Here is a 16,196-nt window from a genome sequence, read left to right on the forward strand (position 1 = left end):
GCTGGAAAGCCGTCATCGACGACCGTCGGCTCCTGGCCGAACTCGAAAGTCTAGCCTCGACCGACGACAGTCCGCTTCCGCTGCAGAGTTGCCGCTGGCCTTCACCACTCTCCATTGTCTGCCGGGCCCGGCCCGACTCGCTTTACGCTCAGGTGGCCGCGCGCGCAAAACGCGGCGCACGCACTATGGAATATTCGCGTAAACCCTTACTCTCATTGGGGAGGTTACCCGATTTATGGATAGCAACTATAGACGGCAAACATTATTCAGATAACAGAGGGCTGCCTAACATTCCTCCCAGACAAGTCGGTTCGCAACATGCAGCCGGTCAACCTGGAGACAAGTTTCATGGCAAAGCCCAAAGTCATCGTGACCGTCGCGCCCACTGGCGGCATGGCGAACAAGCAGCAGAACCCGAACCTGCCGACCCAGCCCCAAGAGATCGCAGACGACACCTACCGTTGCTACAACGCAGGGGCCAGCGTCGTTGCACTGCACGCGCGCCGCGCAAGCGACGACGAGGCCACCTGCGATCCGAAGGTCTACACGCAGATGAACGAGCTGATCCGCGCCAAGTGCGACATCGTGCTCAACAACTCGACCGGCGGTGGCGTCAACGGCGACATGATTCACCAGCTCAACAACGGCTTGTGGGAGATCAACTTCGACGAGCGCGTGAAGGGCATGGAAGCGCCCGGCGTTGAGATGTGCACCCTTGACGCTCAGACCATCTGCGCAAGCTTCGGCGGCAAGGAAATCCTCGTGCCGACCACGCCGAAGCGCACCCGGCAACTGGCTGAGATGATGAAGGCCCGGGGCATCAAGCCCGAGTGGGAAGTCTTCAGCCTGGAAGACATCATTCAGGACGTCGGCCGCGCGATCAAGGAAGGGCTGGACGAGCCTCCCTATTTCATCAATATTGTGCTGGGCGTCAACGCCTTCCAGGGCGCGCTGCCCTACAGCCCCAAGATCCTGCAGATGATGGTCGAGCATCTCCCCAAGGAAGCGATCTTCAACGTGAGCGCCATCGGCACCGCTCAACTGCCCGCCACGACGCACGGTCTCCTTCTCGGCGGTCATGTCCGCGTAGGTCTTGAAGACAACCTTTACTACGAGCACGGCGAACTCGCGACAAACGTGAAGCTTGTGGAGCGCATGGTACGGATCGTCAGAGAGCTCGGCTACGAGCCGGCCACGCCGACCGAAGCGCGCGAAATCATGGGCTTGCGCCCGTTGCAGTAAGCCGCCTCTCTCCACTTTCCTGAATCTGGCCAGGCCGCTGCTCGAGCGGTCGGGGAACACTCATGTCGTCTGAAAAATACCGCAGCCCGCAGGACATTCGTTCCGTCGCAGTGATCGGGACCGGCTCCGTCGGTGCCAGCTGGGCCGCGCTGTTCCTGGCCCACGGCATGGAGGTGCTTGCCTACGACCCGTCCGAGGGCGCGGAGGCACGAGCGATCGCCTTCGTGAAGGCGGCCTGGCCCGCACTTGTGGAACTGAAGATCGCCGACGCGGTAGTTCCACCGCTCGAGCGCCTGCGCTTCTATGCGACCGCGGGCGACGCCGCTTCATTGGCAGACTTGATCCAGGAGAACGTTCCGGAGAAGCCGGAGTTGAAGGCGCGAGTTCTTGAGGAGATCTCCGGTGCCGCAGGGGCCGAGAAGATCATTCTCTCCAGCACGGGCGGCATTCCTCCGTCCCAACTCCAGGAGGCCTGCGCACACCCGGAGCGCTTTGTCGTCGTGCATCCCTTCAATCCGTCGCACCTGATTCCGCTGGTGGAGGTCGTGGGCGGAAAGAAGACGTCCCCGGCCGTCGTTGAATGGGCGCTCGGCTTTGCACGCTACGTCGGCAAGCAGCCGATTCGGCTCAACGTTGAGGCGACCGGGCACATGACCAACCGCCTGCAGTTCGCGTTGGTTCGTGAAGCAGTCCACTGCTTGGTCGAAGGTGTGGCGTCTGCGCGTGACATCGATGCCGCCGTGCGCTACGGCCTCGGCCCGCGCTGGACGCTGATGGGGAGTCTGCTCACGCTGCATCTGGCCGGCGGTCCTGGCGGAATGAAGGGGATTCTGAATCACGCCGGTAAGGCCATCGAGGAGTGGTGGACGCCGATGAGCCAGCCGCAGTTAACGCCGGAAGTCACGGCTCGGCTCGTGGAGGCCAGCGCGGAAATCTCGGATGGCCAGCCCATCGACCAGTGGGTGGCATGGCGCGACGAGCAATTGGTCAACGTGATCAAGCTTCAGGTGGCCAGTGAACAGGTCGAGCCGAAGGGTTCGCAAAAAGGACAACCATGAGTGACAACACTTCGAGCTGGCCGATCGCGCTGCCGGCATGCATTCAAGTCGAACGACGTGGCAACGTGGCCCTGCTGGGCCTGAACCGACCAGAGAAGAGAAATGCGCTGAGCGACGAACTCGTGCTCAGTCTGCAGGCGTTCTTCTCGACCATCCCATCGGACGTCAAGGGCGTCGTGATGCACGGCGTCGGGGACAATTTTTGCGCCGGCCTGGACCTCAACGAGCTCAAAGAAACGAGCACCGCCGAAGGCTTCGAGACCGTCATCATCGGTCAACGCCTCAATGAAACGATCCAGTACTGCAAGGTTCCCGTCTTAGCGGTCCTGCACGGCGCAGTCATCGGCGGCGGTCTCGAACTCGCAGCCGCGGCGCACATTCGTCTCGCGGAAAAGAGCGCCTACTACGCGCTCCCCGAAGGCACCCGAGGAATCTTCCTCGGCTCGGGCGGCACGGTGCGCTTGCCGCGACTGATCGGTGCCTCGACCGTCATCGACATGATGCTATCTGGGCGGGTCTATGAAGCGCAGGAAGCGCATCAACTGCTGCGCTTGTCGCAGTACCTGGTCGAAGCTGGCGAGGGCCTGGAGAAGGCCGTCGCGCTCGCGGAAAAGATAGGCAAGAACGCGCCGCTCGCCAACTTCGCGGTGATCCAGGCCATTCCCCGCATTGTCGAGCAGGATCCCAACAACGGCTTGTTCACCGAGATGCTGATGGTCGGCATCGCCCAAGGCGACGACGAGGCAAAGCTGCGCCTGCGAGACTTCCTCGATCGCAAGGCCGGGAAGGTGGTCCGGGGATGAACGCGCCCGCACAGCTCTCGACGATGGGCGAGGTCCTCAGGCAGCAGGGCTCGACCCTGATCGAGAAGATCGCCCTCGAGACGCTCGAGGGTGCATCGGTCACCTTCGGCGCATTCCGCGACCGGGTGAATCGGCTGTGCAACGCTGCCGCGGCGCTTGGGCTGGTTCACGGCGATCGAGTCGCGATTCTGTCTCGCAATCGGCCTGAGTATGTGGAGACCTATGGCGCTTCGCAGTCGGGGCTGGTAGTCGTCCCCCTCAATTGGCGCTTGGCAGCGGTCGAGCTTCTGAAGCTCATCGCCCACAGCGCGCCCAAGTTGATCGTCGTCGATGGTCCTCATCGTGACTTGATCGACACCCTTCGCCCATCGCTTCCGAGCGTCGAGCACTTCGTGCTTCTCGGCGCGGAGGCTCCCGGTTGGATTGCGTACGAGAATCTGCTCTCGAAGTCCTCTGCGTCGACGCCCCGGCAGTTGGCGACGCCCGACGACATCCTCGCGCTGATCTATACGAGTGGGACGACGGGTGCCCCCAAGGGCGTTGCGATCTCGCATTCGGCGGCCATGGGCAACAGCCGAACCGCGGCCAATGGAATGCTGGGGCTGACCGAGCGCGACAGGACGATGGCCGTCATGCCCCTGTTCCACGTCGGCGGCATGTGGTACCACCTTTTCCCGAGCTTCTCGGCCGGCTGCACGACGCTCATCCTGCCCGAATTCAGTCCTGGCACGGTGCTGCAGGAGATCGAGCGTCGGCAGATCACCAACGTGCATCTGGTGCCGACGATGGTCGGCGCGCTGCTCGCGCATCCTGGCGTCGAAGGCGCATCGCTGTCGAGCCTGCGGGTGCTTTTCTATGCGGCGTCTTCCATGCCGCCTGACATCCTGCGCCGCGCGATGCGCACCTTTCCATCGTGCGCGTTTGCTCAGGGCTATGGCTCGACCGAAGCGGGCTTCGTGACGGGTCTGGATGCCGAAGCGCATCGACGCGCTGGAACCCCCGAAGGCGAGCATTTGCTCGGCTCCTGCGGCAAGCCGTTTCCGGGGCGCGCGGTGCGCCTGGTCGACGACGTGCGAAGCGAGGTCGAGCCGGGCGGCGTTGGCGAGATCGAAGTGTTCAGTCCGGACGTCATGAAAGGCTATTGGCTCAACGATGACGCGACGCGCGCCGTGCTTGACGCCGACGGCTGGCTCAAGACCGGCGACCTCGGCCACTTCGATGCAGAAGGCTTCCTCTACATCGTGGATCGGAAGAACGACATGGTCGTCACCGGGGGCGAGAACGTCTACCCGACCGAGGTCGAGGCATGCCTCTATCGCGATGCGGACGTTCTGGAAGCCGCGGTGTTCGGCATCCCAGACCCTCAGTGGGTTGAGAAGGTCGTCGCTGCCGTCGTACTGCGCCCGGGCGTGCGCGTCGGCGCAGACGAGCTGATTGCGCGACTGCGCTCCCAGCTCGCGGCCTACAAGTGCCCGAAGGCTATCTATTTCACCACCACGCTGCCGAAAAGCGCCGTCGGGAAGATCTTGCGAAAAGAGCTTCGCAAGCAATACGGCAGCGGCACCGACTGAGAGGCAACGGATGAACAACCTCCAAACCGAAGTCGAAGAATTTCGCAGCTATGTGGCGCGCTGGGTCGACGAGCGTCTGATTCCGCAGGCCGAAGCCATCGATCACGCGGGTACTTTCCCCACTGCGCTTTTCAAAGAGTTGGGTGAGCTCGGCTACTTCGGAGCCATGTATCCGGAGAGCGCCGGCGGCAGCGGCCTCCAGCACCCGTATTCGTGCTTCACAGTGCTTTGCGAGGAACTTGCGCGTGGATCGATGGGCTTTGCCGCCGGTGTTTGCATGCAGGGTTCGACCGCCACCCACACCATCTTCCAGTGGGGTGGTCCGACACTCCATGAGAAATATCTTGCGCCGGCACTGACCGGCGAGAAGATCGGCGCGTTCGCGATCACCGAGCCGAATTCCGGATCCGACGCGGCGTCGTTGCGCACCAAGGCGGTCAAAGTGGATGGGGGCTGGCTGATCAACGGCACCAAGATTTTCACGACCAACGGTACGGTGGCGGACTTCATCACGGTCGTCGCCACCACGAATCCCGGCAAGGGAGCCAAGGCGTTGGAGCTGTTCCTGGTGGACACCACTTCGCCGGGCTTTTCCGTGGGGCGCAAGCTCGACAAGTTCTCGGTACGCAGTTCGGATACCGCCGAACTCGTATTCGAAGATGTCTTCGTCGCGGACGACCACAGGCTGGGGGGGGGCGAGGGCGGCGGCTTCCTGAATGCCTACAAGTCGTTGACCGTCGATCGCATCTTCACGGCGGCGCTGGCGTTGGGTACCGGACGAGCGGCCTATGAAGCCGCGCTGCGCTATGCGAAGGAGCGATCGCAGTTCGGCCAACCCATCGGCAAGTTCCAGGCGGTGCAGTTCAAGCTGGTCGACATGCTTGCGAAGCTGGAACAGGCACGCCTCTACACGTACCACGCCGCCGCGCTGGCGGATGCTGATCGGCCGATCACGACGGAGGCCGCGCTCGCGAAGATCGTTGCCGGCGATGGCTGCAACGAGATCTGTCAGATGGCGCTCTCGATCTTCGGCGGCTACGGCTTGATGAACGAGTACCCCATGCAGCGCTTTCTTCGCGACTCCTACTTCCCGATGGTGGGTGGCGGGACAAGCGACATCATGAAGTTGGTGGTTGCAAGGCAACTCGGCTTCTGACTCATTTTCAATGGCCCCAAGGAGACAAAGAGATGATGAATTCGAAGTTCAGGTTCGCCTTCGCAGCAGTCATGGCTGCCTTCGCCATGACGTCGATCGCCCAGGTCAAGGTCGGAGTTATCACAGGCGCGACCGGCCCTGGGGCATCCCTCGGCATTCCCTACAAGAACACCTTCAGCGTCCTTCCCAAGACGCTGGGCGGACAACCCGTCCAGTACGTGGTGATGGACGACGCCACCGATCCGACCAACGCGGTGCGGCTCGCCAGGAAGCTGATCGTGGAAGACAAGGTCGATCTGCTGATTGGCTCCAGCAGCGTGCCAGCGGCTACCGCCATCACCGACGTAGCGGCGGAACTCAAGACACCTCAGTTGGCCCTGTCTCCAGTGGGTGGCGCCGCCTCCAAGAACCCTTGGGTGTTCTCGATTCCCCAGCCGGTCAACGTGATGATGGGCGCAGTCGCTGAAAACATGAAGGCCTCAGGTATCAAGACCGTGGGCTACATCGGGTTTTCAGATTCCTGGGGCGATTTGGTTCTTGCCGGTCTCAAGGCCAATGCCGATGCGGCCGGCATCAAGATCATTGCCGAGGAGCGCTACGGTCGCCTGGACACCAGCGTTGCGGGCCAGGTGCTAAAGGTCCTTGCTGCCAATCCGGACGCCGTCGTGGTGGGCGGCTCTGGCACGCCAGGCGCACTGCCACAGATGACGCTGTTGGAGCGAGGCTACAAGGGCAAGGTTTATCACAACCACGGCGTCATCAACAAGGACTTCCTCCGCGTCGGCGGTAAGAGCCTCGAAGGCGCCATGGCCCCCACCGGTCCGGTGATGGTGGCCGAACAGCTGCCGGACACCAATGTGACCAAGAAGGTCTCGCTCGAGTTCACCAAGGCCTACGAAGGTGCCTTCGGTCCCGGCAGCCGCAACGCCTTCGCGGCCTATTCCTACGACGCCTACCTCCTGGCCGACCAGGCCGTCGCCGTTGCGTCGAAGAAGGCAAAGCCTGGCACACCGGAATTCCGCCAGGCTGTCCGCGACGCCTTGGAATCGACGAAGGAGCTCGTGGGCACGCATGGCGTCTACAACATGACGCCCACCGACCATGCCGGCGTGGACAACCGTGCGCGCGTGCTGGTGAAGGTGGAAGCCGGCGACTGGAAGCTCGTCAAGTGATTCGCCGCCGCGGCGGGTCGATGCCGTGGGCCTTTTCAGTGGTTAGACAAGGAGACAAGCAATGACAAAGTTGATGCGCGCTGCGCGACTGCATGCGATCGGTGAACCCTTTCAGGTCGATCAGATTCCGGTGCCCGAGGTTCGCCCTACGGACGTGCTCGTGGAGGTCAAGGCAGCGGGAGTTGTTCCCAACCTGCGCAATGTGGTGACCAACTACCCGACTTGGTTTCCGTTCCTTCCCCTGCCCAAGTTGCCGGCGATCTACGGCTTGGACTCGGCCGGCATCGTCTCCAAGGTGGGCAGCCAGGTGCGGTCGGGCATCAAGCCCGGAGACCGTGTCTACGTGAACCCGGGTCTGTCCTGCGGCAGTTGCACGGCCTGCCGTCGCGGAGACCTCATCAACTGCACGGCGTACACCTTCCAAGGGTACTTTGGCTTCGGCCCGGGATCGCAACAGGTTTACGAAGACTATCCGTATGGCGGATTCGGCCAGTACCTGACGGCGCCTGCTGCGAACCTCGTGAAGCTGCCGGACAGCATTTCGTTTGAGCAAGCAGCTCGCTTCGGCTATCTGGGAACGTCCTACTCAGCGTTGCGCAAGGCTCAGTTCTCGCCGGGCCAGACCGTGCTGGTCGATGGTGCGACCGGTACGTTGGGCCTCGGCGCCGTCATCCTGGCGCTCGCGATGGGCGCGGCGAAGGTGTTTGGCACCGGACGAAACAAGACACTGCTCGAGAAGATCCGCAAGCTGGATCCATCCCGTGTCGTACCGATCGCGCTCGGTGAGCGTCCGACCGCCGAGGTCATCATGGAAGCGACCGACGGCTACGGCGTGGATGCGGTGATCGAGACCCTTGGTCCGAATGCGCCGGTCAGCACCGTCCTGGACTCTTTCAACGCCCTTCGCCGCGGTGGCAAGGCCATCAACATCGGCGGCGTCGCAGACCCCATTCCGCTCGAGCCCTTCCCCCTGATGTGCCTTCAGAAGTCGTACATCGGGTCGCTCTGGTTCACGACGGCCGAAGGCGAGGACATGGCGGCGATGGCAGCCGCCGGGACGCTGGACTTGGGCGTGTTCGAACACGAGCGGTTTCCGCTCGACAAGGTCAACGAGGCACTCGATGCGATCGACCAACGCGGCGGCGGGTTCACGAACGTCGTGATCATGCATTGAGCATCAGGGGCTCGTGCCCCTGAGTTCATGAATCTACATCAAGGAGACAAACATGGAAGTGCGTCGGATTGTCACAGGCCACAGTGCCTCGGGAAAATCGATCTTCGTCGCTGACGGCCCTGCGCCGCATGCGAAAAAATTCGTGCATGTGCCGGGCTTCGAAACCACGTTTGCTTGGGAAACCTTTGCAGACTCCACGGTTCCGCAGCTTCCTGATCACGACCCTTCGCTCGCGGCCAAGTCCTGGATCCCTTCCGCCGGCGGGACCATCCTGCAGGTCGTCACCTTCCCGCCGGACAGTGTGATGGCAAGCCCGGATTTCAATCCCGCTGCGGCCGGAGGCGAGTACATGACCAACCTTCCTGGTCTCGCCGAGCGCTTCGAAATGGACAGCCCCGGCATGCATACGACCGACTCCATCGACTACGGCGTGCTACTCGAAGGCGAGATCCATCTTGAGTTGGACGATGGCGAGGTAAAGAAGCTTTCGCCTCATGACCTGGTCGTTCAGCGCGGCACCCGTCACGCCTGGCGCAACCGGAGCGACAAGCCCGCCACCATGTTGTTCGTGCTTGTAGCCGCGGCGCGGGTTCCTTGACACATCTGCGATCGAACCTCTTATTTAACCGGCGCCCCGCGCGAGCGTGAGCCTGATCTGGACTCTCCATGTACTACGAACCCGGAACCATTCCCCATGGCCTAAAGCATGACCCATTCAAGTCATGCGTGGTGCCCCGTCCGATCGGCTGGATCTCGACGGTCGACGAGCACGGCAATCACAACCTCGCTCCCTACAGTCAGTTCCAGAACGTGACTTTCAATCCGCCCATCGTGATGTTTGCGTCCAATCAGGACAGCAAGGGTGCGCGCAAGGACACGGTTCGCAACGCTGAGCAGTCCGGTGAGTTCGTCTGGAACATGGCCACCTGGGATCTTCGCGAAGCGGTGAACATCAGCGCGCAGGAACTGCCTCCGGAGGTCGACGAGTTCGAGCTTGCGGGCCTCGAGAAGGCGCCTTCGCGACTCGTCAAGGCGATGCGCGTGAAGCGGTCGCCGATCCAGTTCGAGTGCAAATACTTGAACACGCTTCGCTTTCCGGGCAACGGTCCGATGGGCAGTGCGGATGTGGTGTTCGGCAAGGTCGTCGCGATCCACATCGCCGACGAAGTGCTCGATGCCGAGGGGTTGGTCGACATCGTCAAGGTGAAGCCGATCGCGCGCATGGGCTACTTTGAATACACCTCGGTGGATTCGAAGTTCAGCATGGTAATTCCAGGGGATCAGCGTGCCCTGTTGGGCGGGCTGGAGGGTTCGCCCGACAAGGTGAATTTGGAACTCATGCGCAACGCCTAGGTTTCGACATGAGAAAAACAATGATGACAACGGTCGTTTCTCGCGCCGTCGCGGCGCTGATTCCCTTCTTGGCGCTCGCAGCGCCGTTCTTGACGAGCGCTCAGACTTTTCCTGACCGCTCGATCAAGCTGAGCGTGGGATTTCCTCCGGGCACCGGGCCTGATCTGCTTGCGAGAGTCGTCGGCCAGAAGGTCGGAGAACTCGTGAAGCAACCGGCAATCATCGACAACAAGCCGGGGGCGGGCGGACAGATTGCGTCGCAGGTCGTGGCCAAGTCTCCGGCGGATGGCTACAACCTGCTTCTGGCAGAAGCGGGTTCGGTCAGCATCGCACCTGCCGCGTTCGCCAAGCTTGCTTATGACCCGGCACGCGAGCTGGTCGGGGTCGGCGAACTCGCATGGGCCGACTTCGTGCTTGTCGTTCCGCCGAACTCTCCATACAAGAACCTCGCAGAGCTGGTCGCCGACAACAAAGGGAAGGCGAACCCGATGAACTTCGCAACCTTCGGTGCCGGTAGCCCGGGGCACTTCGGCGCCGTCGAGTTCGGACTGCAGGCCGGCGTCAAGGTCGAGCCGATCCACTTTCGCAACACGGGCGATGCGGTGACCGCCATCATCGCGGGGGACGTCAGCGGCGCGTGGGTGTCGACTGCCGTGGCCAGTGCCCAGATCAAGGGAGGAAAGATGAGGGCACTGGCGATCACGGCCAAGTCGCGCTCGCCATTGCTGCCGGATGTGCCGACTACGGGCGAGGCCGGCGTGCCTAAGCTCAACTTCTCCTCCTGGCTTGGAGTGCTCGCGCCTGCGGGCACACCGGTCGCGATCCTTGATCTTCTAAACCGCAATTTCCTGCTCGCCGTTCAGTCGCCCGAGGTCAAGCAAAAGCTCATCGAGGCTGGCTTCACCGTCACTGGCGTCGGCCGCGATGAGACGGACCGCATGCTCAAAGAGCAGGCTACCCGGTGGGGTGGGATCGTGAAGGCTTCGGGCTTCCGGGGCGATTGAGGATCGTGGACTTCGCCATCAGGAAGAAGCTCCCATGGATCTGACCGTCGCGGCCTTCCTGTTTCAGGACGGCATCATTGCCGGCGCCATCTACGCCCTTCTGGCGGTCGGCATCGTCCTGGTGTTCACGGTGACTCGTGTCATCTTCGTGCCCCAGGGCGAGTTCGTCGCCTTCAGCGTACTCACCATGGCAGCGTTCCAAGCCGGAAAGACGCCGGGCACGCTTTGGCTGCTCGTCGCGCTCGCGCTTTTGGCGTTGGTGATGGAGCTCGGGGCCGCCGCAAGGGATGGAGACCGTGGCCGCGTCCTTCGCGCGGTTCTCATTTATGGCGTCGCCCCGCTGATCCTTGCGATGGTCATCGTCTGGCTGGCTCCACGCCAGCTTCCCTTAATAATTCAGGCGGCCATGACGCTGGCCGTGGTGGTCCCGCTTGGACCTGTGCTGTACCGAGTGGCGTACCAGCCCGTCGCGCAGGGCTCGGTCCTCGTTCTGCTGATCATTTCCGTGGCGGTCCACCTTGCGTTGACTGGGCTCGGCCTCGTCATGTTCGGTGCCGAGGGGTCTCGCATTCCTGCGTTCAGCGACGAGCGCTGGCAAGTCGGCCCCCTCCAGGTCACGGGCCAGTCATTACTGGTCATCGCGGCCAGCGTCGTCGCCATCGGCGCGCTGTTCTGGTTCTTCAATCGCACCTTCAAGGGCAAGGCATTGAAGGCCACGGCCGTCAATCGCGCCGGTGCTCAACTCATGGGCATCAGTTCGACCGGTGCCGGTGCGCTTGCGTTTACGCTGACGGCTGCGATCGGCGCGCTCTCCGGACTGCTGATCGGGCCGATCACAACGATCTTCTATGACACCGGCTTCCTCATCGGCTTGAAAGGGTTTGTCGCGGCCATCATCGGCGGCCTGGTGAGCTATCCGCTGGCCGCTGCCGGCGCCATCTTGGTGGGTTTGCTCGAGTCCTATTCGTCGTTTTGGGCAAGCTCCTACAAGGAGGTCATCGTCTTCACCTTGATCCTCCCTGTGCTCTTGTGGCGCTCGCTCAAATCCACCCACATCGAAGAGGACGACGAATGAACGCCCCCCGCATCTTTCTCGCCGCGTTTCTTGTCCTCGTGGCTGTCGGACCAATGGTGCTGCCCGAATCCTTCGTCACGATCCTGAACTACGCGGGCCTCTATAGCCTGGTTGCTGTAGGCCTGGCTCTCCTTACTGGCATCGGTGGCATGACTTCGTTCGGCCAGGCTGCCTTCGTGGGCGTCGGGGCCTATGCGACGGCATACTTCGCCACCGTTGCGGGCCTGTCGCCCTGGGTGACGCTGTTTATCGGCATGGCGTTGTCGGCGCTTGCCGCGCTCGTGCTCGGCGCGCTGACGTTGCGCCTGGCGGGCCACTACCTTCCGCTAAGCACGATCGCCTGGGGCTTGAGCCTGTATTTCCTCGCGGGGAATCTCGGCTTCCTCGGTGGGCACACGGGTATCAGCAACATTCCTCTCGTGAGCTTGTTCGGCATGGTTTTCGACAATGGCCGCAGCTTCTCCTACCTGATCTGGTTCTTCGTCCTGGGTGCCATCCTGCTGCTTCGCAACCTACTGTCGTCCCGTGAGGGCAGGGCGATCCGGTGCCTGAAGGGCGGCCGCGTGATGGCGGAATCGATGGGCGTGAACATCCCTCGAACCAAGATCGTGGTGTTCGTGGTCTCCGCGTTGCTTGCCGCGGTCTCGGGTTGGCTCTACGCGCATCTCCAGCGTTTCGTAAATCCGACACCGTTCGGCCTCAACTACGGCATTGAGTACCTGTTCATGGCGGTCATCGGCGGCGCCGGGTACATCTGGGGCGCGGTGCTGGGTGCCGGCCTGATCACGTTGCTGAAGGAATGGCTCACGACAGCGTTGCCCCAGTTGCTCGGACAGAGCGGCAACTACGAGGTGATCGTGCTCTCCGTGCTCACCATTGCCTTGCTGCATCGCGCGCCGGAAGGGTTGTGGCCGCTTCTGCAGGGACGGTTCGGCAGATTGCGCGACGGCGATCTCAAGTCGCCGGCACTCGACTTCAGCTCGGCTGCCGCGCTGCCGCGCCGGACCTTGCCCGCGCCCGGGACCACCATGCTCGAGGTGTCGGAAGCCACCAAGCGTTTCGGCGGTCTGGTCGCGGTGGGCGGTGTCAGCCTGGGCGTCAGGGCCGGCGAGATCCTCGCGCTGCTCGGCCCCAACGGCGCCGGCAAAAGCACCATGTTCAACCTGATCTCCGGCGTGCTGCCGGTCACTTCCGGAGAGGTCCAGTTCCTCGGCAGCCGTGTCAACGACCTGGGGCCTCACGAGATCGCCAAACTGGGCATGAGCCGTACTTTCCAGCACGTGAAGCTCATCGCACACCTGAGCGCACTGGAGAACGTGGCCATCGGTGCCCATCTGCGCGGCTCGGGCGGTGTCGTACGCGCTTCGCTCCACCTCGAGCGAGCCGAGGAGCAAAGCTTGCTCAACGAGGCCTCGCGGCAGCTCGATCGGGTCGGCCTCGGCGCCTTCAAGAGCACGCCTGCCGGCAGTTTGTCGCTTGGCGACCAGCGGATCCTGGAGATTGCGCGAGCACTCGCCGCAGACCCATGTCTGTTGCTGCTCGACGAACCGGCGGCGGGCCTCCGGCTGAAGGAAAAGGAGTCGCTTGCGGAGTTGCTGCGAAAGCTGCGTGCCGAAGGCATGGGCATCCTTCTGGTTGAGCACGACATGGACTTCGTGATGGGTCTGGTCGACCGGATCGTCGTGATGGAATTCGGTCAGAAGATCGCGGAAGGGCTCCCGCTGGAGATCCAGCAGAACGCTGCCGTGCTCGAGGCTTACCTGGGGAGCGCCGAATGAATGCGAGGTCGAACAAGGCCGTCGGCACGCGTCCGATCCTGGACGTCAAGAACCTGTCTGTGGCTTACGGCAACGTCGAGGCATTGCACGATGCCAGCGTGTCGGTCTCCCCAGGGCAGATGGTGACCGTGATCGGCCCAAATGGCGCGGGCAAGACCACCATGCTGGCGGCGATCATGGGGCAACTGGCGTCCAAGGGCGAGGTTTCGTTTCTGGGCCGGCCGCAGACGCGGACGAAGGTCGAAACGCGGGTCTTGGAGGGCATGACGCTGGTCCCCGAGACGCGCGAGCTGTTTTCTACCATGACAGTGGAGGACAACCTCCTGATGGGCGCCTACGCACGCCACGCCTTGGGCGACCGCGACCACGAGAAGAGCATGGAAGAGGTCTTCCAGCGCTTCCCCCGCATGAAAGAGCGACGGGACCAGTTGGCCGGAACGCTTTCGGGCGGCGAGCGCGCGATGCTCGTGCTGGGACGTGCGCTGATGGCGAAGCCGAAGGTGCTGTTGCTCGACGAGCCGAGCCTGGGCCTCGCGCCTCTGATCGTGAAGGAGATCTTCCGGATCATCGCGGACCTGAAGCAGTCGGGTGTGGCGATCCTGCTGGTCGAGCAGAACGCGCGTGCCGCGCTGCAGATCAGCGACTATGGATACGTGCTCGAGACCGGGAAGGTCGTTCTTGAAGGCCCCAGCGTCGAGCTCCAGCACGACCAGCGGGTGACGGAGACCTATCTCGGCGGCGCGGCGCTGAAGCGGTAGTCGGGCTTGTGGCGATGATTGCTTCATCTCTAACGACCGTTGTTGGCAGGCTGGCGAATTCCTCGTCGGCCTGGCTGGTGGCTTCGAGCGCTGCGCTCGGCATCTTTCATCTCTTGCGCGCGGACGAAGGCGCATGGCACTACGCGTCAGGCGCAATTGCGCTTGTCGGCATCGTCATGGCGTGGGTTCTGATCTGTGATCGACTTCCTCTGGACACAGAGGCCCGACAGGAGTTACAGCATGGATTTTGAGTTGCGGGAGAGGCGTGTCTTCGTCACGGCGGGGGCATCGGGCATCGGACGCGCCATCGCCATCGCATTTTCCCAGGCGGGCGCGCGGGTCCATGTGTGCGACATCGACGCGCCGGCGTTGAGTTCGCTGGCGCAGGAGTTCCCTGCCATCTCGACCGATGTGTGCGATGTCTCGGACCGGTCCGCTGTTGAACGCACGGTCGCGTCCATGCATTCGCGATTGGGCGGCCTGGACGTCCTGGTCAACAACGCGGGCATCGGTGGTGAGACGGCCCCACTCGAACGCTCCGACCCGGAGGTCTGGAGCAAGGTCCTCGAGGTCAATCTGAAGGGCACCTTCCACGTCACCCAGCTCTGCATACCGCATCTCCGCGACAGCGCTTCGGGCGTCATCCTCAACATGTCCGCATTGGCGGGGCGCCTGGGGTATCCGAACCGGAGCGCGTATTCGACGACAAAATGGGGTCTGATAGGCCTCACCAAGACGCTCGCGATCGAGCTGGGCGACGCCGGCATCCGGGTCAATGCGATCCTGCCAGGCGCAGTCAATGGGGATCGCTTCCAAAATGTCCTCAAGGGCCGTGCGGGCCAGTCGGGACGTTCCATGGCGGAAGAGACCGCCATCGCGATGCGAAGCATGTCCATCAAGAAGCTGGTGGAGCCGGGGCAGGTGGCCGCACTCGCGATGTTTCTCGCGTCCGATGTGGCCTCGACGATTTCGGGTCAGGTGTTCCCCATCGATGGCGATACGCAGTCGATTGCCTGAGCTGACACTCGACGCGCTCGGGCCCGCAACCGAGAAATCGAGCATCCGGCGCGGCTCAGTGTCCTTGGCCGTCAACGAGAATATGCTTGTGGGGCCCGGCATCGGGCAGGTCTTGTGCAGTTGGAGGCATTGAATGCGCATTCTTGTCCTGGGTCCTGGGGCCGTCGGCGTCTACTTCGACACAACGGACGTCACGAGGCCTCGAATACGGGTTCTGGCGCACCAGAACACTGGATGAACTCGGTAGACGAACCGCCCGGCATGACAACGCTGCGCGTTTCTACACAGCCTCGGCCCTAACCGGGCCTACAGCGGACGCCGAGCGTGCCCGAAAGCGGCCTCTCGGTTGCGCAGCCTCCCGTGCCCGGGAGTGTCGGGCGGGCGGCCACCCTCAGATGCATACGCTCGGAAACTGACTATCGCGAGAACAGATTCGAAGACAGCGCCGATCAGTTAAAGGCCTGTGCCGGCGAGGACGAGGCACCTGTGCACGCTTGTGGCCGATCGCAATGCGAACGTGGATGCCTGGATCGTGAGTGATCCGGTCGCCTGAATGGTTTGGAGCGACGGACTTTTTGCAGATTCCGCATCTCTCGTCGGGCTTAGTCGAAAATTCCCACAACTTTAGTAACCCAACGGCCGCCGCCCCCCCCGCCGCCGCCTCTGCCGACTAGCGACCGACTTGGTTTGCCCCCCGCCGCCCCCGGCGGCTGCGCTGCTGCTTGGGCACCATAATCCGAGCCCTTATCGGCCCCAATCAAGCGCGGCTCGCCCGGTGCGGTGTGGCAAGCAAGTGGGCGAGGTGCCGACGGAGTTCTTGTGGTCGGCGTTGTGAAGGGGAGGGGACGTTGCCAGGGGCGCCGGCGAGCAGGTCCCAGTGAGCCGACTTCCACCCGTCAGCGAGGTGAGCTTAGACTGGTTGCAGACGTTCAACTGGCGGATGTGGAACGCCTACTCTCGGCCAAGACCGGACTTTCATCCAGGGCGGCCAATCGAAGAGCGTCGAGGCTTTTCCACGCCAAAGGACTACACATG

The 16,196-nt window shown here is 62.8% G+C and carries 14 protein-coding genes; all 14 read left to right on the forward strand.

The window, feature by feature from the left end; translation table 11 throughout:
• Window positions 1–348 precede the first annotated feature (348 nt).
• Complete coding sequence (locus AC3A6X_RS21315; protein ID WP_487844093.1) at window positions 349–1,242, forward strand: beta-keto acid cleavage family enzyme; 894 nt, start codon at window positions 349–351, stop codon at window positions 1,240–1,242.
• A 62-nt stretch (window positions 1,243–1,304) separates the two neighbouring features.
• On the forward strand, window positions 1,305–2,300 hold the full coding sequence (locus AC3A6X_RS21320; protein ID WP_487844061.1) for a 3-hydroxyacyl-CoA dehydrogenase NAD-binding domain-containing protein: 996 nt from the start codon (window positions 1,305–1,307) through the stop codon (window positions 2,298–2,300).
• Window positions 2,297–3,103 (forward strand): crotonase/enoyl-CoA hydratase family protein, encoded by an 807-nt coding sequence (locus tag AC3A6X_RS21325; protein WP_487844062.1) that lies wholly within the window; start codon window positions 2,297–2,299, stop codon window positions 3,101–3,103. The genes AC3A6X_RS21320 and AC3A6X_RS21325 overlap by 4 nt, the downstream gene beginning before the upstream one ends.
• A complete protein-coding gene (locus AC3A6X_RS21330; protein WP_487844063.1) occupies window positions 3,100–4,674 on the forward strand; it encodes a class I adenylate-forming enzyme family protein in 1,575 nt (524 codons plus the stop codon). The genes AC3A6X_RS21325 and AC3A6X_RS21330 overlap by 4 nt, the downstream gene beginning before the upstream one ends.
• Before the next feature lie 10 nt (window positions 4,675–4,684).
• Window positions 4,685–5,830 (forward strand): acyl-CoA dehydrogenase family protein, encoded by a 1,146-nt coding sequence (locus AC3A6X_RS21335; RefSeq protein ID WP_487844064.1) that lies wholly within the window; start codon window positions 4,685–4,687, stop codon window positions 5,828–5,830.
• Between the two features lie 71 nt (window positions 5,831–5,901).
• Complete coding sequence (locus AC3A6X_RS21340; RefSeq protein WP_487844065.1) at window positions 5,902–7,002, forward strand: ABC transporter substrate-binding protein; 1,101 nt, start codon at window positions 5,902–5,904, stop codon at window positions 7,000–7,002.
• Between the two features lie 61 nt (window positions 7,003–7,063).
• Window positions 7,064–8,176, forward strand: a complete 1,113-nt coding sequence (locus AC3A6X_RS21345) for an alcohol dehydrogenase catalytic domain-containing protein (RefSeq protein ID WP_487844066.1) — start codon at window positions 7,064–7,066, stop codon at window positions 8,174–8,176.
• 52 nt (window positions 8,177–8,228) lie between these two features.
• A complete protein-coding gene (locus AC3A6X_RS21350; RefSeq protein ID WP_487844067.1) occupies window positions 8,229–8,774 on the forward strand; it encodes a cupin domain-containing protein in 546 nt (181 codons plus the stop codon).
• Between the two features lie 68 nt (window positions 8,775–8,842).
• Window positions 8,843–9,529, forward strand: a complete 687-nt coding sequence (locus tag AC3A6X_RS21355) for a flavin reductase family protein (RefSeq protein ID WP_487844068.1) — start codon at window positions 8,843–8,845, stop codon at window positions 9,527–9,529.
• Between the two features lie 23 nt (window positions 9,530–9,552).
• A complete protein-coding gene (locus AC3A6X_RS21360) occupies window positions 9,553–10,533 on the forward strand; it encodes a Bug family tripartite tricarboxylate transporter substrate binding protein (protein ID WP_487844069.1) in 981 nt (326 codons plus the stop codon).
• Window positions 10,534–10,567: 34 nt separating this feature from the next.
• Window positions 10,568–11,608 (forward strand): branched-chain amino acid ABC transporter permease, encoded by a 1,041-nt coding sequence (locus AC3A6X_RS21365; RefSeq protein WP_487844070.1) that lies wholly within the window; start codon window positions 10,568–10,570, stop codon window positions 11,606–11,608.
• Window positions 11,605–13,386, forward strand: a complete 1,782-nt coding sequence (locus tag AC3A6X_RS21370; RefSeq protein WP_487844071.1) for a branched-chain amino acid ABC transporter ATP-binding protein/permease — start codon at window positions 11,605–11,607, stop codon at window positions 13,384–13,386. The genes AC3A6X_RS21365 and AC3A6X_RS21370 overlap by 4 nt, the downstream gene beginning before the upstream one ends.
• A complete protein-coding gene (locus AC3A6X_RS21375) occupies window positions 13,383–14,144 on the forward strand; it encodes an ABC transporter ATP-binding protein (RefSeq protein WP_487844072.1) in 762 nt (253 codons plus the stop codon). The genes AC3A6X_RS21370 and AC3A6X_RS21375 overlap by 4 nt, the downstream gene beginning before the upstream one ends.
• Before the next feature lie 240 nt (window positions 14,145–14,384).
• Window positions 14,385–15,161: an SDR family oxidoreductase gene (locus tag AC3A6X_RS21380; protein ID WP_487844073.1), complete on the forward strand. Its 777-nt coding sequence runs from the start codon at window positions 14,385–14,387 to the stop codon at window positions 15,159–15,161.
• The last annotated feature ends 1,035 nt before the right edge of the window (window positions 15,162–16,196 follow it).

This window comes from Variovorax sp. Soil_C_12 (assembly GCF_057657375.1).